This is a genomic window from Mucilaginibacter endophyticus (assembly GCF_003351025.1).
Classification (GTDB): domain Bacteria; phylum Bacteroidota; class Bacteroidia; order Sphingobacteriales; family Sphingobacteriaceae; genus Mucilaginibacter; species Mucilaginibacter endophyticus.
In genome coordinates, this window is the sequence record NZ_QPCG01000009.1 from 124,900 (window position 1) to 148,824 (window position 23,925).

Annotated in this window: 19 protein-coding genes; 6 read left to right on the plus strand and 13 right to left on the minus strand. The window is 43.9% G+C overall.

The window, feature by feature from the left end:
• The first annotated feature begins 184 nt into the window (after nt 1-184).
• A complete protein-coding gene (locus DUL71_RS27760; RefSeq protein ID WP_154402489.1) occupies nt 185-1,237 on the plus strand; it encodes a sensor histidine kinase in 1,053 nt (350 codons plus the stop codon).
• Entirely contained in the window at nt 1,234-1,959 is a 726-nt protein-coding gene (locus tag DUL71_RS27765; RefSeq protein WP_114941084.1) for a LytR/AlgR family response regulator transcription factor, read from the plus strand. Before DUL71_RS27760 ends, DUL71_RS27765 begins: the two co-directional genes overlap by 4 nt.
• A gap of 61 nt (nt 1,960-2,020) precedes the next feature.
• Here DUL71_RS27765 and DUL71_RS27770 read toward each other — a convergent pair whose 3' ends face one another.
• Nucleotides 2,021-3,520, minus strand: a complete 1,500-nt coding sequence (locus tag DUL71_RS27770) for a catalase (protein WP_114941085.1) — start codon at nt 3,518-3,520, stop codon at nt 2,021-2,023.
• Between the two features lie 93 nt (nt 3,521-3,613).
• Between DUL71_RS27770 and DUL71_RS27775 the strand changes: the two genes are divergently transcribed.
• The 3 genes from DUL71_RS27775 (at nt 3,614) to DUL71_RS27785 (ending at nt 8,371) form a co-directional block, all read left to right on the plus strand.
• Nucleotides 3,614-4,549 carry a hydrogen peroxide-inducible genes activator gene (locus DUL71_RS27775; protein WP_114941086.1) on the plus strand — a complete coding sequence of 312 codons (936 nt, stop codon included), beginning with the start codon at nt 3,614-3,616 and terminating at the stop codon, nt 4,547-4,549.
• Between the two features lie 231 nt (nt 4,550-4,780).
• Nucleotides 4,781-7,201: a TonB-dependent receptor gene (locus DUL71_RS27780; RefSeq protein WP_114941087.1), complete on the plus strand. Its 2,421-nt coding sequence runs from the start codon at nt 4,781-4,783 to the stop codon at nt 7,199-7,201.
• A 3-nt stretch (nt 7,202-7,204) separates the two neighbouring features.
• Entirely contained in the window at nt 7,205-8,371 is a 1,167-nt protein-coding gene (locus DUL71_RS27785; RefSeq protein WP_114941088.1) for a PepSY-associated TM helix domain-containing protein, read from the plus strand.
• A gap of 118 nt (nt 8,372-8,489) precedes the next feature.
• Here the strand turns inward: DUL71_RS27785 and DUL71_RS27790 are convergent, their stop codons facing one another.
• The 8 genes from DUL71_RS27790 to DUL71_RS27825 form a co-directional block, all read right to left on the minus strand.
• Nucleotides 8,490-9,266 carry a 2Fe-2S iron-sulfur cluster-binding protein gene (locus tag DUL71_RS27790; protein ID WP_114941089.1) on the minus strand — a complete coding sequence of 259 codons (777 nt, stop codon included), beginning with the start codon at nt 9,264-9,266 and terminating at the stop codon, nt 8,490-8,492.
• Nucleotides 9,267-9,298: 32 nt separating this feature from the next.
• The gene (locus DUL71_RS27795; RefSeq protein ID WP_114941090.1) at nt 9,299-9,511 is read right to left on the minus strand and encodes an FAD-binding oxidoreductase; all 213 of its coding nucleotides are present in this window, start codon (nt 9,509-9,511) and stop codon (nt 9,299-9,301) included.
• 3 nt (nt 9,512-9,514) lie between these two features.
• Nucleotides 9,515-10,975 carry an amino acid permease gene (locus tag DUL71_RS27800; protein WP_114941091.1) on the minus strand — a complete coding sequence of 487 codons (1,461 nt, stop codon included), beginning with the start codon at nt 10,973-10,975 and terminating at the stop codon, nt 9,515-9,517.
• Nucleotides 10,976-11,238: 263 nt separating this feature from the next.
• On the minus strand, nt 11,239-11,850 hold the full coding sequence (locus DUL71_RS27805) for a superoxide dismutase (protein WP_091220078.1): 612 nt from the start codon (nt 11,848-11,850) through the stop codon (nt 11,239-11,241).
• A 166-nt stretch (nt 11,851-12,016) separates the two neighbouring features.
• Nucleotides 12,017-12,493, minus strand: a complete 477-nt coding sequence (locus DUL71_RS27810; RefSeq protein ID WP_114941092.1) for a nucleoside deaminase — start codon at nt 12,491-12,493, stop codon at nt 12,017-12,019.
• On the minus strand, nt 12,494-12,829 hold the full coding sequence (locus DUL71_RS27815; protein WP_114941093.1) for a tRNA-binding protein: 336 nt from the start codon (nt 12,827-12,829) through the stop codon (nt 12,494-12,496).
• Between the two features lie 214 nt (nt 12,830-13,043).
• On the minus strand, nt 13,044-13,361 hold the full coding sequence (locus tag DUL71_RS27820) for a hypothetical protein (protein ID WP_114941094.1): 318 nt from the start codon (nt 13,359-13,361) through the stop codon (nt 13,044-13,046).
• A gap of 79 nt (nt 13,362-13,440) precedes the next feature.
• Complete coding sequence (locus DUL71_RS27825; RefSeq protein WP_114941095.1) at nt 13,441-16,080, minus strand: ligase-associated DNA damage response DEXH box helicase; 2,640 nt, start codon at nt 16,078-16,080, stop codon at nt 13,441-13,443.
• 84 nt (nt 16,081-16,164) lie between these two features.
• On the opposite strand from DUL71_RS27825, the gene DUL71_RS27830 reads away from it, so the two are divergent.
• Nucleotides 16,165-16,833, plus strand: coding sequence for a hypothetical protein (locus DUL71_RS27830; RefSeq protein WP_154402490.1), 669 nt, complete (start codon nt 16,165-16,167; stop codon nt 16,831-16,833).
• Nucleotides 16,834-17,128: 295 nt separating this feature from the next.
• Here the strand turns inward: DUL71_RS27830 and DUL71_RS27835 are convergent, their stop codons facing one another.
• The 4 genes from DUL71_RS27835 to nagB all read right to left on the minus strand — a co-directional run bounded on the left by DUL71_RS27835 (nt 17,129) and on the right by nagB (nt 23,835).
• A complete protein-coding gene (locus tag DUL71_RS27835) occupies nt 17,129-19,990 on the minus strand; it encodes a M16 family metallopeptidase (protein WP_114941097.1) in 2,862 nt (953 codons plus the stop codon).
• A gap of 72 nt (nt 19,991-20,062) precedes the next feature.
• Nucleotides 20,063-20,620, minus strand: a complete 558-nt coding sequence (locus tag DUL71_RS27840) for a DUF2059 domain-containing protein (protein WP_161964524.1) — start codon at nt 20,618-20,620, stop codon at nt 20,063-20,065.
• Between the two features lie 2 nt (nt 20,621-20,622).
• Nucleotides 20,623-21,735, minus strand: a complete 1,113-nt coding sequence (locus DUL71_RS27845; protein WP_114941099.1) for an acyltransferase family protein — start codon at nt 21,733-21,735, stop codon at nt 20,623-20,625.
• A gap of 180 nt (nt 21,736-21,915) precedes the next feature.
• The gene (gene nagB / locus DUL71_RS27850; protein WP_114941100.1) at nt 21,916-23,835 is read right to left on the minus strand and encodes a glucosamine-6-phosphate deaminase; all 1,920 of its coding nucleotides are present in this window, start codon (nt 23,833-23,835) and stop codon (nt 21,916-21,918) included.
• Nucleotides 23,836-23,925: the final 90 nt, after the last annotated feature.

Here is a 23,925-nt window from a genome sequence, read left to right on the forward strand (position 1 = left end):
GAACAAATAAACACACATAAAATATCGCTTTTTATATTTTTAGCTGTAAGGGCAATCATGTGCCGTCAAAAGGGCATTTTTAACGACGAACTAATTTCAGGGAGATAAATTGCCTGTTAAAGGTTTTCAATTCGTTACTCGCAAAAAAATTGGCCGTACAAATAAAAATTCAGCATTTTTAACCATGCCGGTACTCAAACACATACTTTATAAAGACATCATAAGGCACAGTTTATTCTGGCTGGCGTACATACTGTATCAGGCGGTAACCTATAAATGGAACAATGTAGATGAACTTAGCTTTCAGCTACCTCCGCAAATTATAGGTATTACGGTACCATTAACCATAGTTATTACCTATATAAATCTGCTGATACTAATGCCATGGCTATATCGCAGGCGCAGGTATGTTTTATATGCCGTATTCTTTTTATTAATAATAACTATCGGCGGTGTACTTACAAGGCTACTCACCCACCTTTTTGTACTACCATGGGAACAGGTCCATGACCCGGCCAGATATAAATTGGAAATAAAAACATTTTGGATCCCAATACGGATAACACGCCTTTCATTTGAAATGGGAACAATACTTGCCATCACTATGGTATTTCAGCTTATGAGAGATAACATACTGCGTGAAAAACATTTAAGGCAGATAGAAAAAGAGAAATTTACCGCTGAGCTCAATCTCTTGAAAGCACAGATCAACCCGCACTTTTTATTCAATACATTTAATAGCCTGTATGCGCTCACCCTCAACAAGTCGGACATGGCACCGGGGCTGGTACTTCGCTTATCACAATTGATGCATTACATGCTCTACTCAACATCCGGTGATACGGTATCATTAAACAACGAGATCAACTATTTAAAAGATTACATCAGCATTGAGCAAACCCGCTTTGCCGACAGGGTTGATATTTCTTTTCAGTGCGCCGGTGTAAATGCCGATGTAAAGATCGCCCCGCTTCTGCTCCTGCCTTTCGTCGAAAACGCGTTTAAGCATGGGGTTGAAGAAGGGTCGGGCTGGATAACTATTAATCTGAATTATTTAAATGGGCATCTTTATTTTAAGGTTGAAAACAGCTATGTGGCAAAAGCAATCCCTCCTAAACCGGGAATAGGCTTGGCCAATGTGCAAAAACGACTTGAGTTGCTATACCCGGGCAAACATTACCTTAACCTTACAAAAAACGATGAATCGTTTGAGGCTGAACTCAAAATAAACCTATGAAAACAATAAACTGTATAGTTGCCGACGATGAAGAACTGGCGCGGGGTATTATTGAGCGTTACATTGCCCAATTACCACAGCTTAAACTTGTGGCATCATGCGCTGACGGAGCCGGAACTTTTACCGCGTTAAAAAACGATAAGGTCGATCTGCTTTTTCTGGATATTAAAATGCCGCAGTTAAGCGGGCTCGAATTGCTTCGCTCCATAAAAAATCCGCCGCCAGTGATATTAACAACAGCCTTCCGGGAATATGCCCTTGAAAGTTTTGAAGTTAACGTAATTGATTATCTGCTAAAACCCGTTCCGTTCGATCGCTTTTTGAAAGCTATTGAGAAATATGAGAGCCTCACTAATCCAACAGGCAATATAGATCCCCAAACAACTTTTGTAAATGATGATATAAAAGAGGCTTTTATTTACATAAAGGCCGATAAAAAAATGGTTCGGGTATTACTAAAAGACATCTTGTTTATAGAGGGGCTTAAAGATTACGTGCAGGTACATACAACCGACAAAAAGATAGTTACCCACCAAACCCTCAATTATTTTGAAGAGAAATTGCCGCTCAGCCATTTCATGCGTGTACACCGGTCGTATATTATTGCGCTAAACCATATTCAATCTTATTCGGCAAGCGAAATTGAGATAGGTGGCCGGCTTATTACTATTGGCAACACTTATGCAAAAACAGTGTTAAAACAGCTTGGCTCCGAAAATTGACAGCAAAAAAGAGGCCGTCCTTTTGGGGGGACAGCCGTTCTTTTATCGGAAGTTTTAGGGGTTAAACACCTTGAGGCATTTGCTTCATCGTTTCGGCCAGGTCAAGCTCCAGGCCTTTGGCAACGGCCATACCTAAGTTGATATCAGCCCTAAACCAGTGACAAAGCTGGCGGTTGATGATCATATCTTTTTTAGGCCCTTCAATACCACTCATTGAGTTTACGATGTTGGCAATCAAATCATTTTTCTGCTGAGCATCCATCAGTCGGTAAAGATTTCCCGGCTGGGTATAATGATCGTTTTCACCTTCGGCATTACGGTCATACCAGTCGCCTACCGGGCTGCCAAAATCCCAGGCTGGCTCTTTATAGCTTTGATCTATTTCGATATCATCAAAACTATTAGGGAAATAGTTAGGGTTTGATCCGCCATTACCATTAACCGCCATCTGGCCGTCGCGCTGGTAATTGTTTACCAGGTATGGGCATTTGTTAACAGGAATCTGTTCATAATTACCACCTAAGCGGTAACGATGGGCGTCAGGGTATGAAAGGATGCGGCCCTGTAGCATTTTATCCGGCGAGTAGCCTACGCCATCAATAACATGCGCCGGTGCAAACGCAGCCTGTTCCACATGGGCAAAATAGTTATCCGGGTTTTCGTTTAATTCCAATACGCCCACTTCAATCAAAGGATAATCTGCGTGTGGCCATACTTTAGTTAAATCAAAGGGATTAATATGGTAGGTTTTGGCGTCTGCTTCGGGCATTACCTGTATTTTGAGCGTCCATTTCGGGAAGTCGCCATTATCGATAGCTGTTAATAGATCATGCTGTGCAAAATCAGGATTTTTCCCGCGCATTTCACCAGCTTCGGCATCGGTAAAGTTTTTAATGCCCTGCTGGGTTTTAAAGTGAAACTTAACCCAAAATCTTTCATTTTTTGCATTGATGAATGAGAAGGTATGACTGCCGAACCCATCCATATGACGGTATCCATAAGGCGTACCACGGTCGCTCATCAAAATAGTTACCTGGTGTAAGCTTTCAGGGTTTAACGACCAAAAATCCCACACCATAGTGGCGCTTTTGCAATTTGTGTAAGGATCGCGTTTTTGGGTATGGATAAAATCACTGAATTTTTTAGGATCTTTTATGAAGAATACCGGGGTGTTGTTACCAACCAGGTCCCAGTTGCCGTCTTCGGTATAAAACTTAATGGCAAAGCCGCGTGGGTCACGTTCGGTATCGGCCGAACCTTTTTCGCCACCAACGGTCGAAAAACGCAGAAACAATTTGGTTTGTTTACCTATATTGTTAAATAGTTTGGCGCGGGTGTATTTTGAAATATCGTGTGTAACTGTAAAAGTACCATAGGCCCCGGAACCTTTGGCATGAACCACCCGCTCAGGAATCCTTTCGCGGTTGAAGTGCGCCATTTTTTCGTGTAGGATATAGTCCTGTAACAGGATAGGCCCACGGGGACCAGCTGTCATAGAGTTTTCATCTTCCACGTAAGGTCTGCCCGATGCTGTAGTTAGTTTCTTTTTGTTTGTTTCCATATTTAGTTGCGTTTGATAGTTCAAACCTCACGAAAATATTTGAATAGAAAAAATCAATAATTATTATCTTTGCATAGCATTTATCTATATTACATGACTATTACACAACTGGAGTATATTGTGGCGGTTGATACCTACCGAAGCTTTGTTTTAGCCGCCGAAAAATGTTTTGTTACCCAGCCAACGCTAAGTATGCAGGTACAAAAACTGGAAGATACCCTTGGCGTCAAGATTTTTGACAGGAGTAAACAACCGGTAGTCCCTACCGAAATAGGGATTGAAATTATTAGCCAGGCACGTGTAATGCTGTCTGAAAGCGAAAAGATCAAAGAGATCATTTCCGACAGGCAAAAGGAACTTTCAGGTGAACTACGGGTGGGCATCATTCCTACCGTTTCTCCATACATATTGCCCAAGATCATCCACGGCTTTATTGAAAAATATCCGCAGGTAAAACTGATTGTGTGGGAACAAACCACCGACGAGATAATTCAACAGTTAAAACTGGGTATGTTGGATTGCGGGATCCTCTCCACGCCGCTGCATGAAAGTAACCTTACAGAGATCCCGGTGTTTTATGAAAACTTTGTAGCCTATGTATCCAAAAACAGTAAGCTCTCTAAAAAGAAAAACATCGTTCCGGATGATATAGATATGGAGGAGATCTGGATTTTGAACGAAGGCCACTGCATGCGCGAACAGGTATTGAACATTTGCCAGCGACGTAAATCAACCCGGGGTTTTCAACATTTTGAATACAACACCGGCAGCGTTGAAACCCTTAAACGCATGGTCGACCAAAACAACGGGGCAACCATCCTACCCGAACTGGCCCTATCCGAACTAAGCGAAAAACAGCTGGATAAAGTGCGCTACTTTAAATCGCCGGAGCCGGCCCGTGAGGTAAGCATTGTGATACAGCGTAACTTTTTAAAACGCAGGATGATTGAAGCTTTAAAAGCTGAGATACTGGAGTTTGTACCTAAGCGAATGAAGAGCAAGAAGAAAAAGGAAGTGATGGATATTTAAGTGTTTACCTATCCCTTCTGCCAGACTTACGAAGTTTTTAAAACTTCGTAAGTATCTCAACTGGTTAAACTGATCTGATTAAAGATCGATTTGATTCCAGCCAACAAAATCAACTAATATCCTGATTTACAGTATTAAATACATCTTTATTTAGATTTATTATAAATAATTTGCATTATAACACTTGCATGACTACTTTTGCGCAATTATTTATATTTAGTCTAAATAACAATGATTCAACCCCTACAAGCTTTCAAAAAGTTATTTCCTCTCACAGTTTTAGCGCTATTGCTGCTTATTAATACACTCCCTACTCTGGCGCAGCAAGCAAGGGGTACTCTAAAAGGTAAAGTTATTACCATAAAAAACGACCCGGCCGAAAACGTATCGGTAACACTTAAAGGCACCAAGTTTGGTACTATTACAGACGAAAACGGCCTCTTTGAAATTAAAGCTCCTGAAGGTAACTACACGCTGGTTATATCCGAAGTTGGCGCAAAAGGTCAGGAAAAGGCTGTAAGCGTAAAGGCTGGTCAAACAACCAATCTTCAAACCATAACCGTTGATAATACCGTTCATGGTTTACAGGAAGTAAATATCAACGCAAACAAAACCAATAAATTTAAACGCACCCGCAGCGAAGATGTGGCTAAAATGCCATTAGCCAACCTCGAAAACCCGCAGGTTTACAATACCATCAGCAGCCAACTGATCCAGGAACAACTAATTTTTTCTGTTGATGACGCGCTGAGGAATACCCCGGGTTTACAAAAAATGTGGGATGCAACCGGTCGCGGTGGCGATGGAGGCGCTTACTTTAACAGCCGCGGTTTTATTGTGCAAAGCTCTATTCGCAACGGTATTGCCGGTAAGGTTACCAACAGCGTTGATGCAGCAAATATTGAAAGAATTGAAGTGATCAAAGGCCCATCTGGTACTTTGTTTGGCAACGCGCTAACATCATACGGTGGTTTAATCAATCGTGTAACTAAAAAGCCTTATGACACCTTTGGTGGTGAGGTGAGCTTATCAGGCGGCAACTTCGGTTTTTACCGTGGTAGCGCAGATATCAACACACCGCTTGATAAAGATAAAAAAGTACTATTCCGCTTAAATACCGCGTTTAACCACGACGGTAGTTTTCAGAATAATGGTTTTTCCCGCAATGTGGTTATCGACCCAAGCATCGTTTACAAAGCTAACGACAGGTTAACTATCAGCGCCGACGCGGAGCTATCTTACGGCAAAAACGTAGGCAAAACTATCTACTTTTTCCCTTATGGGCTAACTGTTGAACAAATGGGTTTCAGCAGTCCTGATAAGTCAAATATTGATTACAGGCAAAGCTACCACGGTGACGGTCTTACTCAGATATCGCAAAACAAAAACTTCTATGGCGAAGTAAAATACAAGATCTCTGATGCCTGGACCTCGCGTACCAACCTGAGCTATACACATAGCTATTCAGACGGCCATGGTCTTTATTATTATCTATTGCCAGGCAATATGATTTCGCGAAACGATCAGGCTACCCGCAACAGCAAGGACGATATGATGGAAATTCAACAAAACTTTAACGGCGATTTCAAAATAGGCAAATTCCGTAACAGGTTTGTTGGCGGTCTGGATTTCTTCAGGGAAAATTCGCAGCAGTACTTCTACGGCAGTACACTTGATACTGTATCAGTAATCGGTAATCATAACTACAGCAATTTCAACGGAGCTGCGATGGATGCCATGTATGCAGCAGGCAACATAGGTTTTACCTATCCGGCCATGTATAAACGCAATACATATAGTGCTTATATCTCAGATGTATTTAACATTACCGATCAATTAATAGCATCTGCAGGTTTACGTGTAGACAGGTTTGACAACAAAGGCAATTACGACCCGGTTTCAGAAAAAACTTCCGGCGCTTATAAACAAACCGCGTTCTCTCCAAAATTTGGCCTGGTTTACCAGCCGGTAAAAGATCACGTATCGTTATTTGCCAACTACCAAAACAGCTTTAACAACCAAACCGGTACTACCGAAAACAACAAACCACTTAAACCTGAACAGGCCAACCAAATTGAAGGTGGTGTAAAATTAGATCTGTTTGATGGTAAACTAAGCAGTACTGTTAGCTACTATGATATCAAGGTAAAAGATATTGTACGCCCATCTACCGTAAACCCGATACTTTCTGTACAGGATGGCACGCAGTTCAGCAAAGGTTTTGAAGCCGAAGTAATCGCAAACCCGCTACCAGGTTTAAACTTAACCGCAGGCTTTACTTACAATAATTCAAAGCTTACCAAAACTGCCGATGCTACGGTTGAAGGTCTGCGGCCTGCAACAGCGGGTTCACCTTATCAGGCTAACTTCTGGGCAAGCTACAAAATTCAACAAGGCGCAGTTAAAGGTTTAGGCTTTGGTATTGGCGGCAATTACGCCAGCGATAACAAAGTTATCAACAGCCGCACCTTAGGCGTATTTACACTGCCATCGTATACCATACTGAATGCCTCAGCATTTTACGATACCAACAGGTACAGGTTCGGAGCCAAGATAGATAACTTTACTAACCAGAAATACTGGGTAGGCTACGGCACGGTGAACCCTCAAAAATTAAGAAGCTTTGCACTGAGCGCCACCTATAAATTTTAATGAATGACGCCTTTTAAAAAAGCACTACTATTCATACATCGCTGGCTCGGATTTATATCCGGGCTTGTGGTGTTTATAGTGAGTATCACCGGCTGCATTTTCTGTTTTCAGGACGAAATCCAGGATGCCATACACAGCTACCGTAAGGTTGAGGTAAAAAACAAGCCATACATAGCGCCATCAATCCTTAAAGCTGAGGCGCTAAAAGGCCGCAAAGGAGCTACCGCCAGTTATGTTTATTATTATGGCATCGGTCGCCCGGCAGGAGTGTTGGTAACCGATAAGAAAGAAGGTCTGCTGTTTGTGTATCAAAACCCTTATACCGGTAAGATCATACACACCGAAAGCCCAACTACAAATTTCTTCATCATTGTTGAATATATCCACTTGTACCTGTTGCTACCAGCCAATATTGGGACTTTAGTGGTAGGCATTTCGGTAATTATTTTTGTGGTGCTGATGATCACCGGTATTATACTTTGGTGGCCAAAACGCAAAAGCGATCGCAAACGCAGCTTCACTATTAAATGGGGCGGTCGCTGGAGAAGGGTGAATTATGACCTGCATAATGTTTTAGGCTTTTATGCAACAAGTGTGGCTATCATATTAGCCATAACCGGTCTTTCCATATCATTTGACTGGATGCGCGAAGGAATTTACGCCGCGGCCAATTTGGGCAAAGCTCATCCAGAAGAAAAGGCAGTTTTCAAGTCGGATTCGTTACTGAATGGAAAAATAGATACTACCCAGGTTATCAACAAAGCTTACCTGGCAGCTAAGGCGGCTTCACCCAAGGCCGAAATGTTTTTAATTTATGACGATGCAACAAAGGCTGGCGCAGTTGGTGTAACCGCATATGCACAGGCCCTGCACTACTATGAAAGCGATACCTATTCATTCGACAAATACACCGGAAAGCTGCTGAACCGCACAGCGCATGAGCAAAAAAGTGCAGGTATGAAGATGAATAACATGAACTATGATATTCACGTAGGCCAAATCCTGGGGCTTCCGGGTAAGATCATCGCTTTCCTGGCCAGTTTAATTTGTGCAAGCTTGCCAATTACCGGCTTCATTATCTGGCTGGGCAAACGCAAAAAAACCAAATCAAAAAAGGTAAAATCAGTAGTGCATCGCCGTACCGTAAGGCAGCATTTGCCGGCCAAGTAACTACTTTCAAACATTATGTCATTGCGAGGAGGAACGACGAAGCAATCTCGTAGCTGTGCTTATCCATTTTGCATTAGCTACGAGATTGCAACGCTATCGCTCGCAATGACATGGTTTTTTATAACTCAATCACTACCCCACCGTCCAACGGATGCCCGGTGCAAGTCAGGATCCAGCCTTGGGCAAGATCGGCATCGGTAAGGACATCATTTTTTACCATCTCTACTTTACCGCCGGTGCATTTGACCATACAGGTTGAACATACCCCACCCCGGCAACTATAAGGTAATGGAATGTTGTTTTGCAGCGCAGCCTGTAATATGGATTGGTTTTCGCCTACCATAATATCATGCAGTTCGCCCCTGTATTTTATTTTAATATTTTGCGGCGGGAAACTGGTAATACCGCTTTTTACAGCAACCGTTTCAAGCACAAAATTTTCCCGGCGAATTTTAGTCTGATCAATTCCCATATACACCAGATCAAAGCGGATCATACGCATATACGCAAACGGCCCGCACAGGTAAAATTCGGCATCAGCTAAACTAAAACGAAGGTGTTGCTTAACCAGCATTTCTACCTTATCGGTATTAAGGCGGTTAGCCTCACTGCTCAGCAAATGAATAATAGTAAGCCTTTCAGGTTGATCAGCCGCCAGTTTATTAAGCTCATCCTTAAATAAAACAGATGCAGCATTTTGATTGCTATAGATCAGTACCAACCGGCTTTTGCCTTCCCGGCCAAGGATATATTTCAGCTGAGAAAAAACCGGTGTGATACCACTCCCGGCCGCAAATAAAAATATGTCTTTCTGTTGTTGATAATCGCTAATGGTAAAACGACCCGCCGGCGCAAGGGCTGTCAACTCATCCCCTTCTTTTATTTTAGTAAGCATAAACCTGGAGATTTCTCCATTGGTAATGCGCTTTACGTTATTGCCAGGTAAGCTTCATCAGGCGATGAACTTAAGGAATACGAACGTCTGATCTCTTCCTGCCTGTGGTTAAATATCAGGGGGATAAACTGACCTGCTGTGTACGGGATAGCCTCACCTTTTGTACTGCTCAAGTAAAATGTAGCAGTATCAGGAGTTTCCCATTTTATGCGTTCAACTTTTAGTTTTAAAATGTTTTCAGTCATCAATTAGTAGCGCTGGTGTTTATCCTCAAGCATTCTGCGGATAACACTGTTCTTTTTGCCGTAAGTATAATAGATAACCAAACCAATTGCAAGCCAGATGATCAAACGCAACCAGGTATCGCCCGGTAAAAATGTCATCATGGCAAAGCAAGTCAATATCCCCAATACAGGCACCAATGGAACAAGCGGCGTTTTAAATGGTCGGTGAATATTGGGCTGTTGTTTACGCAAAATAAGTACACCCGCGCAAACCATTACAAATGCAAGCAGGGTACCAATACTGGTCATTTCGCCGACTACACGTATCGGCACAAAGGCAGCAAACAAAGCAATAAAGGCGCAAAGCATGATATTCGATTTCCAGGGCGTGCGAAATTTAGGGTGAATCTCTGAAAATACTTTGGGTAACAATCCATCTTTCGACATAGAGAAAAATACGCGTGATTGTCCCAATAAATCAACCAGGATCACCGAAGTATAACCTATCAATATAGCTAATACTATTGCCTTGCTTAACCACTGGTAATGTGTTTTTTCGATGGCGATGGCAACGGGTGCACCTGAACCTATAAACTCTTTATAATTGGCCATGCCCGTCATGACGTGAGCAAACACGATGAATAATACCGTACAGATCAGCAATGAACCAATAATACCGATTGGCATATTACGTTGCGGATTCTTGGCTTCCTGCGCGGCGGTTGATACCGCATCGAAACCGATAAATACAAAAAACACCAGTCCGGCCCCTCTCAATATGCCCGACCAGCCATAATCGCCCCAAACACCGGTATTTTGCGGAATGTATGGATGATAATTTTGCGGGTTAATGAACGACCAGCCCACAGCTATAAACACCAGCACCACTCCCACTTTCAAGGTTACTATAATAGCATTAACCAATGCCGAACCTTTGGTACCGCGGATAATGATACTGGTAACTAAAATTACTATTAAAGCGGCCGGTAAATTAATAATCCCACTTATAACATCCCCATTAGCAGCCTTGGCCGTTTCAAAAGGCGAAAGTGTCAGTTGCGGCGGCAAATACAGATCAAACCAGGATAAAAACTTAGTAAGATACTGCGACCAGCTAATGGCCACCGTTGCCGCGCCCACAGCATATTCAAGCGCAAGGTCCCAGCCTATGATCCAGGCAAAAAGCTCGCCCATGGTGGCGTATGAGTAGGTATAAGCGCTCCCTGCAACAGGAATCATGGCCGAAAACTCGGCATAACAAAGCGCGGCAAATGCACAACCTACAGCGGCTATCAGGAAAGATATAGTTACCGCCGGGCCCGAATGCTGACCAGCTGCTATCCCCGTTAAGGAAAATAAACCTGCCCCTATAATGATGCCTATACCAATTAAAATCAGGTTAACCGGCCCCAATGAGCGTTTTAATGAATGTTCGCCTTCTTCCTTTGATTCGCGGAGCAGGGTTTCTATGGGCTTTTTGATCATAATATAAAAAAGTCCACAAAGTTAGTAGATTATTTGAGAGGTATAGTGTGGGGATATAATTCCCAAGTAAAATAAGGGCCGTAATAAATACCTTTTAGCCGCCGCTCGGCTCCTGCCAAGTGGCCGTTATTTCCAGGCCTCTGGCCTGTATACGCCATACCAATGTAAGTCGGCCAGAGATGACATTTTTTGAGTCTGTTGCCCAACAAAAAAGCGGCAGGACCATCAGATCCTGCCGCTTTAAATTTATGCGCTTAAATAAATTAAGCAGTTGCTTTAGCGTAAAGCTCAGCAACGTGGTTCCAGTTAATAACGTTCCAGATAGCTGCTAAGTAATCCGGACGACGGTTTTGATATTTCAGGTAGTAAGCGTGCTCCCAAACGTCGATACCTAAAATTGGAGTACCTTTAACCTCAGCGATGTCCATTAATGGATTATCCTGGTTAGGAGTTGAAGTTACAGCTAATTTTTTATCAGCAGTAACAATTAACCAGGCCCAGCCAGAACCAAAACGGGTTGCACCAGCTTCAGATACTTTAGTTTTGAAATCGGCAAATGAACCGAAAGTGCTTTTAATAGCATCAGCTAAAGCACCTGTAGGCTCGCCACCACCGTTTGGTGATAACAAAGTCCAGAACAAAGTGTGGTTGTAGTGACCACCGCCATTGTTACGTACAGCAGCAGGGAATTTAGAGATATTTTTAATGATATCGTCGATATTGCTATCGGCTTCCGGTTTACCTTCCAAAGCTTTGTTTAAGTTGGTAACATAAGCCTGGTGATGTTTTCCATGGTGAATTTCCATGGTCAGTTTATCAATGTGCGGTTCCAAAGCATCAGTAGCGTAGGATAACGCCGGTAGTGTAAATGCCATAATTTTAGTTGTTAATTTTAAAGTTTAATGTTTGTTGTGACGTAACAAATATAAGCGTTGACAGAAGTATTTGTTCTAAATAATTGTCATGTTTTGTTTAGTTCATAGTTGATGGTTAATGGTTCATAGCTATTTTCCATTACCATGAACTATGATCCATGAACTATTAACTCTTTTTCCTCTTCCCCTTAAAAAAATCTTTAACCAACTGGCTGCATTCAGCTTCGCGGATGCCTCCGGTAATTACGGTTTTAGGATGGGTTATTTTTTGATTGATACGACCGAATCCCAATTTGTTATCATACGCCCCAAACACGATCTTGCTTACCTGGAACCAATACGATGCCCCGGCGCACATAACACAGGGCTCCATAGTAACATATAAAGTACAGCCCTGCAGGTATTTACCACCCATTAAATTTGCTGCGGCGGTAAGCGCCTGCATTTCGGCATGGGCCGATACATCATTAAGCCTCTCGGTAAGGTTATGCCCGCGACCAATGATCCGGCCATTATAAACAACTATTGCACCAATAGGAATCTCATCTTCATCAAACGCATAACGGGCTTCCTTTAATGCCTCGCCCATAAAATATTCGTCGGGTGATATTGAAGCCTCATCCTCAAAACTGATATATCTCATTTAAATAAGTTTGCTGCCGTTTGGCACATGTTTTTCAACAGCGGTTAATACGATATCACCGTTTTCGTCGGCAAAGCCGGTAACCAAAAACTCCGACATAAAATTGGCAATCTGTTTTTTAGGAAAATTTGTTACACCTACTATCTGCCTGCCAACCAGCTCTTCTTTAGTGTAATGTTTGGTGATCTGCGCGCTTGACCACCGGATGCCGAACTCGCCAAAATCAACCCTTACCTTAAACGCAGGTTTGCGCGCTTCGGGGAAATCAATTGCCTCCAATACAGTGCCTACGCGAAGTTCTACTTTTTCAAAATCATGCCAGGTGATGGTTTCCATGGTGGCAAAGGTAAAAAATATGCCTGTAGTTATAAACTACAGGCATAGTAGTCCGTAGACAGAGTCTACGGACAGCGAATTGGGACTCGATGAGCCCTTTACCCACCTCGTCATTGCGAGGAACGAAGCAATCGCACGGAAGCATGGCGACTCTGTAAGTCGGGGATTGCTTCGTTCCTCGCAATGACGTGAGTAAATTTATTACGCTAATGAATTACTTATTATACTTTATCGCGTCCGCCCGGATAGTTGCCTTCTCGTTATTCCCGTCTACCTGTAAAATGATAATGCCGTCTGCCCCAACTTCACGGGCCTTAATTGACAGGTCATTTTTGGCTTCTGCTGCATTCGGGGTATAAGCGATGGCCAGGTGACCTATTACTTTGTAATCCTTCTTAACATCTTTAGCATCGTAAAATACGTCTACTTTTTCTGTTGCCGGATAGGTGTCGCCAAGATAACTGGTTGTAGCGCATGATGCCAGGAACAGGCTTAGCAAAATGATCAGGTGGTTTAGTTTTAAGATTTTCATATTGGATAAGTGTTTATCCGTATGAGCGATAAATGCACGAGAAGTTTAACCCGATTCGGGTAACAAATTTGTTAACAGCTTAAAAGCCTTTCTTCCTTGTAATCCCCGGTTTTCTGCTCTTTCGCTCTGCCGGCTCGGCTACCCCCTCGGCACCGTAGTTACGGGCCATTTTGGCTATGCGTTCTTCCATGGTTTCGGTAGTCAGTTTTTCGCGGCCAAGGCTATCAACCATAATTGGGAATGCGAATGGGGTTGGTCGCTCAATAACTTTCAAAATGATATTCTGCGTTTGGATCCGTTGCAGGGCGGCCCTTAGCCTGAACTCTTCCAATTGAAAAGCCAATGCTTCATTATAGGCCTGGCGCACCAGTAAATTATCAGGTTCGTACTCGCTGAAAACCTCAAACAGCAATGAGGTTGATGCCTGTAAATGCTTATTTTTAACCTGCTGACCGGGGTAACCGGTAAACACCAAACCACCGATATGCGCGATGTCCCTGAAACGGCGACGGGCCATCTCATTGGCATTTAAACTATGCTGAATATCATCTATCAGGTTATCCAACGAAAAAAAGCTCGCATCTTCCAGTGCTTCCTCAATAGGGATATCCTCATCAGCCAGCAATTCAAATCCGTAATCATTCATGGCGATGGAGAAACTGGCCGGTTTTATTTTACTGATGCGATAGGCGAGTAACGATGCCATACCCTCATGAACCAGGCGCCCTTCAAAAGGATAAAATAAAAGATGGTGCCCCTCTTTTGATTTAAACGACTCGATCAAAAACTCATGACTTTGAGGCAAGTGTGATAACTTTTGCTGCAACTCAAAAAGCGGTTTTAAAGCTTTTACCTCCACATCGCGCTCAACACCATGAGCAACTTCATCCAGCTTAAGCCTGAACACAGCTGCCAGTTGTGATGATAAAGGCATTCGTCCACCATTCCAGCTTGGGATGATGCCTTTTGTTGAATTTGATTTTTTAACGTAGGCTGTCATCTCTTTTACCCGCACAAACTCCAAACTCCGACCGGCAAACCAAAAGGTATTGCCCGGTTTTAGCTTGGATACAAATGACTCTTCTATAGTGCCCAGACTCCCGCCGCTAAGCCATTTTACCCTAATGCTTAGTTCACTGGTAATAGTACCGATACTTAAGCGGTGCCGCATGGCCACCCTGCGACTATTCACTTTATACAACCCATTTTCAACCTCAACCTTTAAAAATTCATCGTACTGCGCAAGCGTTTTGCCACCGCTGGTGATGAAATCAAGTAGCTGGCCAAATTCGTTCCGGCTCAGGTCGGCAAAGGCATAGGTAGTTTTTACCTCTCTAAAAAGTTCTTCGGCCCTGAAACCGTCCGATACGGCAAGCGTAACCATATACTGGATCAGCACATCCATGGTAAGCAGCATGGGATCGCGGCTTTCAAAGATCTTTGCCTTAATAGCCTCCTTCAATGCCGCGCCCTCCAACAACTCAAGCGAATGCGTAGGTACAAAATATGCCAGCGAGGTAGCTCCCGGATGGTGGCCGCTTCGACCGGCACGCTGCATAAAACGGGCCACACCTTTCGGACTGCCTACCTGCACCACAGTATCTACAGGACGGAAGTCCACTCCCAAATCCAGACTTGAGGTACACACTACCAGCTTCAAGGCCTCGGCATGCAGGGCAGCTTCCACCCAGTTGCGTAATTCATTATCCAACGAACCGTGGTGCATAGCCATGATACCGGCGTATTCCGGATAATTATCTAAAATGGCATGGTACCAGATCTCCGACTGTGAACGGGTATTGGTGAAAATCAGTGTGGTTTTACTTTTGGCCACAATCTCCATTACCTCAGGCAGCAGTTTTAAACCGATATGTCCCGCCCACGAATAGTTTTCAATATTTTGAGGAATAATAGACCGGATATCCAGCTTTTTCTCCAGGTTGGCGCGTACCATTTTTACCTGCTCCTGTGGAAAATCATTACCTAATAAAACTTCGGCAGCTTGTTCAAGGTTGCCGATGGTAGCTGAGATGCCCCATATTTTCAGTTGGCAGTGAGCAGTGGGCAGTGGGCGGTTTTTATTTTCATTCGCATTCCCCCTTGATCCGCCATTGCTTTCTGCAAACTGCAAACTGTCAACTGCAAACCGGTTATCACTGCCAACTGAAGCGAGGTTCTTTAGCCTGGACAACCCCAGCTCCACCTGTACTCCCCTCTTAGTGCCCAGCAACTCATGCCATTCGTCAATAACCACTACCTGTAACTGATTAAATAGCTTTGGGTACTCTTTTTGGGCCAGCATCAGGTGCAGGCTTTCGGGGGTGGTAAGCAGAACCTCAGGAAGCTTTTTTTTCAAAGCCTGCTTTTCTGCTGCCGGGGTATCCCCCGTGCGTGTAGCAATGCGCCAGGGCAAGCCGATCTCGTCGCAGGCTTCCTGCATTGCTTTGCGGATATCATTGGTAAGTGCCCGCAAGGGGGTTATCCAAAGCATCAGCAGACCGTTATTCTGTTTGGTTTTGTAGGTGTCAGGATTAGCGTTAATAAAACCGGCCAAAAATGGCAAGAACAAAGCAAAGGTTTTACCACTGCCTGTCGGGGCATTCAGCAACCCAGAATAGCCGCCGAGGTATGCGTCCATCATTTCGGCCTGGAAAGGAAACTGCTCCCAGTTTTTTTCCATGTACCATTGCTGTATAACCTCCTGGCCTTTGCTTGTCATTATCCCTTTAACAAATTTTTTATTGTTTGGTTATAGCCTGAATAACCGAGCCAACAAAATAACCATTAAATTGGTTATATCTATATGATCAGAAATAGCTTAATCATTCTTTCCATTGCCATTTGCCTTTTGGCCTGTGGCAACAACACTAAAAAAGAAACCACTCTGGCCGATACCAATAAAGTACCAAAGGACACTTTGGGCCAGCATCTCGGCGATAAAAACGATACTACTTTACATCATACCATGGCATCGGATACAGGCGCATCTAACACTTCTCAGTCTAATTGGCTGATAACACCCGGCAAAAGTATCGGGCATATTGTTTTGAATGATGATGCACAAAATGTAATAAACCAGTTGGGTAAGCCCGACAGTTCTGACGCGGCCATGGGCAGTTCATTATTGGTTTGGTTTGCTGGTCATAATCCTGCAGGCAATCGTACCGCGGTTTCCACGCATCATAACATGGGCGGCAAGGATGAGTCGGTAAGTCATGTGCAAAAGATTTTGGTGACTTCGCCTAAATTTAAAACCGGGGATGGAGTTGGCGTAGGTTCATCCAAACAGGAGATCCAAAAAACTTATACCCTGAAATCAACATCAACCTATAACAAGGCCGGAGAAAAAGTGCAGGTTTATACCGATTTGGCTAAAGGAATATCTTTTGAAATAGATAGCAATGGTAAATGTATTGGCGTTGTGGTGCATAAAGCCAATGATACCGCTGTGGCTTATTTGAATATGCATTGAGGTACAATACCAATTGTCATGCTGAGCGTTGGCCTGTGAAGGAGAAATGACCAAAGTAGAGGCTGTCACCCTGAGCCTGTCGAAGGGCCGCGCGCAGAGGCCCCGCCCACCATGCTTCGACTTGCTCAGCATGACACCCTTTTTGAAACTTGTCATGGGTAGGAACAAAGCATCTTCTTCACCCTGTAAATGACCCTGTAGATTAAAGAAGATCCTTCGCTACCGCTCAGGATAACAAAAGCAAAACAAAAGGGCTCTGCTTATTCAGCAGAGCCCTTTTTATCAATAACACAGCCTACTTCTTTTCAGGCATCAATATCAGTTTGATTAAATTTTTGCCGCTCAGGTATTTATTGGCGGCGTCTTTAGTGGTTTGTGGGGTTACCTGTTCAAGGCTGCTTACATGGGCCAGGATCTGATCCGGGTTTTCGCCATTTTGCGATGTAGCTGCAAGATAGCCGGCCCAGAAAACATTTTGTTTAAGCTGCTGCTGGGTTGAACGTGCTTCTTCGGCAACAAATTTCTGGATATCTGCCGGCAATGCACCGTTCTGTTTGATCTTGCCAATTTCTTCCATGGTAGCGTTGATCAGCTTATCCACATTTTCGGGCGCACAACCAAAAGATATGGTAAAGGTATAACGGCCGCCAGGGATTTTACGGTAGCTTGCCCTTACCCCCGGCGCGTAAACACCGCTTTCCTGCTCGCGCAAACGCTCAATCAATTTAATGTTCAGGACTTCTTCCAGCGCGTCAACCTGGATATTGTTGGCGTCGTTATAATCATAATCGCCGCTGAATACCAGCTGTACTGTGCTTTTATCGCCAACGCCTTTACTTACAGTTTTGGTGATCACGCCTGCCGGAGGCTGGATATTCATATTTTTAAAGGTCTCCTTGCTATTGGTTGATGGCAGACCGCCAAGGTAATGTTCAAGGTATGGCTTAACTGTTTCTACATCAAAGTTACCAACCAGTGTAAAGGTAAAACCGCTTGCATCGGCAAAGCGCTTTTTATAAAAATCATAAGCTTTATCAAGCGTAGCCGCGTTTAACCGTGGAATAGTAGTAACCATACCGCGGAAATTATAGTTGCTTAATACAGCCGATACAGTATCCTGGTAAACGCTTCCCGGATCGAGCCCGCGGGTACTCAATATCGACCTGGTTTGATCAATGTTGGCATCCCAGATATCTTTGTCTTTGCGCGGCTGGGTAAAGTACAGGTATATCAATTGCAGGGCGGTTTCAAAATCGGCAGGCGAGGCGCTTCCTGAAATGCCCTGTGCAAACTCGCTGATATACGGTGAAATACTGAGATTTTTACCAGCCAGTTTTTTATCAAGCATCCCCTGGTTAAATTGCGCTATACCACTGCCGCTGATAATTGATGCAGCAAGATTTGCCGATGTAAATTCGTCGTCGCTGGCCAACGATGTACCACCAAGAGCATATCCGTTAATCAGGATCTGATCATTACGATATTCAGTTGGTTTCAAAATTACTTTCAGACCGTTACCCAGGATAAGCGTAGTTGCACCAATAGCCTCGTCTGTGTCCTGCTTGGCAACTTTAGTACCTTCAGGTATTTTGGCTAACAACGGCTCACTCGATACGTTGTCAATATACGCAGTAACATTCTGACCGCCGGTGGCAATCCAGTTCAGCAATGTTTTATCATCGGGCAGGTTGGCCTTTTCTTTGTCCGGCGCTTGTACTATCACTACGCGATTCTGATCGCTGATAAATTTGCCGGCCATGGCATTCATATCCGACAAACTAACTTTATAGATATTGCCTATGTAGAAATTGTACTCATAATCGATGCCGGGGATAGCCTCACCGGTTAAAAAGTTGGCCTGGTATTCACGCACAAAATTAACTGATGGCGTTTTATCTCTTTCGCGGTAAGCGTTACCTATGCCTACCAGCGCGTCTTGTTTGGCGCGTTCAAGCTCGGTTAGGGTGAAGCCAAATTTGCGGGCTCGTTCTGATTCGGCCACTACGGCTTTAACCGCTTTTTCAAGCTCGCCGGGTTTGGCAACAACCAATGAGGTATATGCATCCTGATCGCCTATAAAATTGCCATAGTTGGTACGGCCATATAAAAAAGGCGGATTAGGCTTTTGTAACAACTCATTCAAACGCGCGTTCAGCATCTGGTTAAAGAGCTGTACCCTTACCTGCTGCATATAATCGCCGGTAGTTTTGGTAGGTGTACCCGGATGTTTAACAATGATCTGCGCTATGGTATAAGGATTCTCCGGATCTGTTACAATTTTAACCGCGGTACCCGGAGTGGCAGGTACAGTATATTTTGTTCTTGGCTTTTCGGCAGCCGGATTTTTTAGCTGCGAAAAATTTTGCTTGATAAGCGCTTCAACACGTTTAGGGTCAAAATCACCAACAGCGATTACGGCCTGCAAATCGGGGCGGTACCAGTCCTGATAAAAAGCTTTGATGGTTTCAGGCTTAAAATTTTTCAGGATATCTTCCTTACCTATAGGCAAACGAAGCGCGTACCTTGAGTTATTAAGCAATACCGGTAATGTTTGCTGCTGCATACGTTCCTGCGCGTTTTTTCCACGAAGACGTTCTTCCTCCAAAACAACACCACGCTCTTTGTCAATTTCTGCCGGATCAAAGCTCACATAACCTGCCCAGTTAGCCAGTATGTTAAACCCTTTTTCAAACACAGCTACGGTATCTGTTGGTAAAGGCAACTGGAATACAGTTTCATTAAATGAGGTATAGGCATTTAAATCGGCTCCAAATTTCACGCCTGCTTTTTGCAGGTAGTCAACCATCTGATTTTTAGGAAAATCGCGTGTGCCATTAAAGGCCATGTGCTCGGTAAAGTGGGCTAAACCCTGCTGATCGTCGTTTTCCAAAACAGAACCCGCCTTGTTGACCAAGTAAAGTTCGGCCCTGCTTTTTGGCTCGGCATTAGCACGGATATAGTAAGTTAAACCATTTGGCAATTTGCCAATGATCACACTTTGATCAACCGGTAAAACATCGCTTTTTGGGGCAATTGCCGGAGCGCCGGGTTTATTTTTTGGAGATGGAACAGGTTTCTTTTTAACCTGGGCAAAGGCACTGCCTGCCGAAAGAGTTAAAGCCAGCAACGCCAGCGGAACGTATTTGTTCAGGTTCATTATAAAGTTTGAATAATCAGGGTACTAACATGCAAAACGAAAATCTTAGTTACAAAGTATGGTTCGGAAAATTTAATGTTTTGAAGGAGTTTTTGAAGCAGGTTTCTTTGTAACCGGTAAAACTTGTTCTTTCACTACAGGCGGGTCTGTTTTTTGTGCGAACTCCTCCTGAATCATTTGTTGTAACTCTTCTTTATGCGCTTCTACAGCCTCCTGGCCAACCATCATTCCCTTTTGCATCAGTGAAGGTAATTTTTGGCCAACTTTTTGGCCAACAGGCGAATTATAAAAAGTTGTTATCTGTTTCAGTTCGTCCTCGGTAAATTCATTGGCATAAATAGCCATCATTTTATCCTTAAGTAAATCCCAGGTAAAATATTTATCCATAAAGGTTTTCATAACCTTTTTAAAACCAGCTCTTTTATCCTCCGGTGCCTGATTAGCTAAAGCATCAATCTGATTAGTAACTATTGTTCCAAATTGTTTATCAATACCAAGCGCGAGCAACATTTGCTGGGCTGCTGCCAGGTGTGTAGGAGTTAAGGTTTGTTCTGTAGTTTGCGCTTTTAAGCTTGATGAAAAAAACAGAATTACACCGGCAAACGTGATAAGTTTAAGTTTCAGGTTCATATCTAAATTTTTATAAAAATCTTTTTGATGTAGAATCCCCACATCACTAGCCATAAAATCAATACCGTAAACATAGCGCTTACCAACGAAGCATTTACCGGCGAAAAATAAGGCGCGAAAAATGTTTGATAAATTGAATGGCCTCCAATTTTAATCATCCCCATATAATGCGGAATAAAACCCGATAGCACATAAGCAGTAATGGCATTAACACCAAATACCACAAAGGGATAAGTAAATCTTTTATACCCCTGTATGTCTATCAACCAATAGCTTAAGGCCAGGCCAATAGTGGCAAGTCCGCCGGTATATAACACAAATGAGCTTGTCCACAAGGCTTTGTTTATCGGGAAAAACAAATCCCAAAACAAGCCTGCAACAACTGCTATTACGCCATAAGCAAACATCCAGTTAGTTTTTACCTGGTCGTCGCGGTCTTTACGTTTAAGCCAGCTCCCCACACGTATCCCAAACAAAGCTGTAGCCACCGCGGGTATAGTTCCCAGCAAACCTTCCGGGTCCCAGGTATGTGATTCACGCCAGAGATGATCGGGAGTAAATACAAGCCTGTCTATCAAAGCTCCCATATTGGTTTCCGGTTCGAGATTGGCATAACCTACTCCCGGTACCGGGATGCAGGTCATGATAATGAAATAGCCAATAAGGGCAGCGGCAAAGATCCAGTCGCGTGTTTTTTGTGATGTTTTGAGATAAAGCACAGTGCTGATAAAGTACACCAAAGCAATACGGGGCAGCACACCCGGCAAGCGCAAATGAGCCAATCCGCCATCGGGATGAAAGATCAATTGGGTTACCCATGGAATGAGTAGCAAAATTACAGTACGGCGCAACGCTTTCAAAATAAGCTTGCTGTGCGATACGGTGGACTTTTTACTTTCCATAGCATATATAACCGATACGCCAACCATAAACAGAAAAAACGGAAAAACCAGATCGGTAGGTGTGCAACCATTCCATTTGGAGTGTTCAAGCGGGGCGTAGATATGCCCCCAATCGCCGGGATCATTAACGAGGATCATCATGGCGATGGTTGCCCCACGAAATACATCAAGAGATAGCAGGCGTTTGGTTTTTTCGGTTATGGTTGAGGTCATAGGCTATTATTAGGAATTCCCTCCCTCGGGAGGGGTGAGTTGGGATGCGAAGTGGCAGGGAGGGGTTATACACTTAGTCAGATCGTTGAAACCCCTCCCTACACCCTCCCGGGGGAGGGAATCGCGCAAGCCTTCGCTATTATTTTTTTAACCGCCCGTGACAACACGGGCGCTGGTTCATTAAAACATATATCGCTTAAACGCTTCCATAGCCTCGTATTCGGCAAGGCCAAGGCGGTCGTAGCGTTGAGCGGTGTCGCGGGTACGGTCTTCTGCCCTTACCCAGAACTCCCTTGCATCATCACCCGGGAATACAGGCCTGTCTTTTTGTGACTGGTGTTTAAAGATCGCGTTGCGTTTACGGATCACCTCTTGAGGCGACAATGGTACGGCCATCTCTATCTCGTAGGTTTCAAACTCATGCCATGCGCCACGGTACATCCATAACCAGCAATCTTCTACCCAGGCCTCTTTACCTTTCAGCCTGTCCAATGCCGCTAAGATGATCTTGAAACACACCAGGTGGGTGCCGTTAGGATCAGCAAAATCGCCTGCCGCGAAGATCTGTTGTGGTTTTACTTTTTGAAGCAGTTCAATAGTCAGCTGGATATCTTCTTCGCCGACTGAGTTCTTTTTAATCTTGCCTGTTTCGTAAAACGGCAGGGCCATAAAGTGGATATGATCATCCTGTAAGCCTGCATATCTTGCACCTGAAATCGCTTCTGTTTTCCTGATGAAGCCTTTTACATTCCTGATCTCCTGTGTGTCGATCTGGTTAGGCTGCTTGGTTGGGAAAAAGGCGCGCATATCTTCGTATGATTTCTGAAGATGAGCGGTGTCTTCGCCTATGCTGTTGGTAAAATCAATAGCAAATTCCATATACCTCAATACGTCATCGTCCCATACCGCGGTATTACCTGAAGTTTGGTAAGCTACGTGAACGTCGTGGCCCTGGTCTACCAAACGAATAAAGGTACCACCCATTGAAATCACGTCATCATCAGGGTGTGGAGAGAAAATGATTGAGCGTTTTTTAGCAGGTAATGCCCTTTCCGGCCTTTGCGAATCATCAGCATCCTGTTTACCACCTGGCCAGCCGGTGATGGTATGCTGAATCTGGTTAAAGATATCGATATTAATATTGTATACCGGGCCCTGTTCTACCGCAAGCTGGGCCATACCGTGGTTGTTATAATCTTCTTCGGTTAGTTTCAGTACCGGTTTGTTGATTTCATTAGCAAGCCAGATCACCGCTTTCTTTTTCAACTGGTTATCCCAAATACAATCTTTTACCAGCCATGGGGTATCAAACCTGGTTAATTCTGATGCAGCTGCCTCATCCAATACAAATTCTACATGTTCTGACAGTTGCAGGTAAGTTGCAGGCACATCACCGGAGATTTCACCTTCTACTGCTTTTTTGATGATCGGAGCTTTTTTCTTGCTCCAGGCCATCAGGATGATTTCCCTTGCTTTGAAAATGGTACCGATACCCATTGTGATGGCTTTGGTTGGCACGTTGGCTTTACCACCGAAATCCCTTGAAGCGTCACTTCTGGTCAGATCATCAAGAGTAACCATCCTGGTACCTGAGTTAGGCGCAGAACCCGGCTCGTTGAAACCGATGTGGCCGGTACGACCGATACCCAGGATCTGGAGATCTAAGCCACCCAACTCTTCAATTTGCTTTTCGTAAGCCAAACAGTAGCCGGCTACCGCGTCTTTATCCAGTGTACCATCAGGGATATGCACATTGGCTTTATCTATATCAATATGGCTGAACAGGTTTTCGTACATGAACGTCACATAGCTTTGGGCAGCTGTGGGTTTCATCGGGTAGTACTCATCCAGGTTGAAAGTGATCACATTTTTAAAGCTCAAGCCTGCTTCTTTGTGCAACCTTACCAGTTCGGCATAAACTCCTATCGGGGTTACACCCGTGGCAAGTCCCAATACCGCATTTTTGCCTTTGGCTTGTTTTGAGCGGATCAGATCTGCTATCCGGTTCGCTACAGCCACTGAGGCTTCATGCTGGTTGCCGTACACGCTTACAGGTAACTTCTCGTAACGCGTCTCTTCCAATAAATTTAATCGTGCCATGAATTTTAGGAAATGTATTTGAGGTTAGTTGTTCAAAACAAATATATCAGATATTTACATAGCGCCATTATTATTTTAACTTTTGCCGCT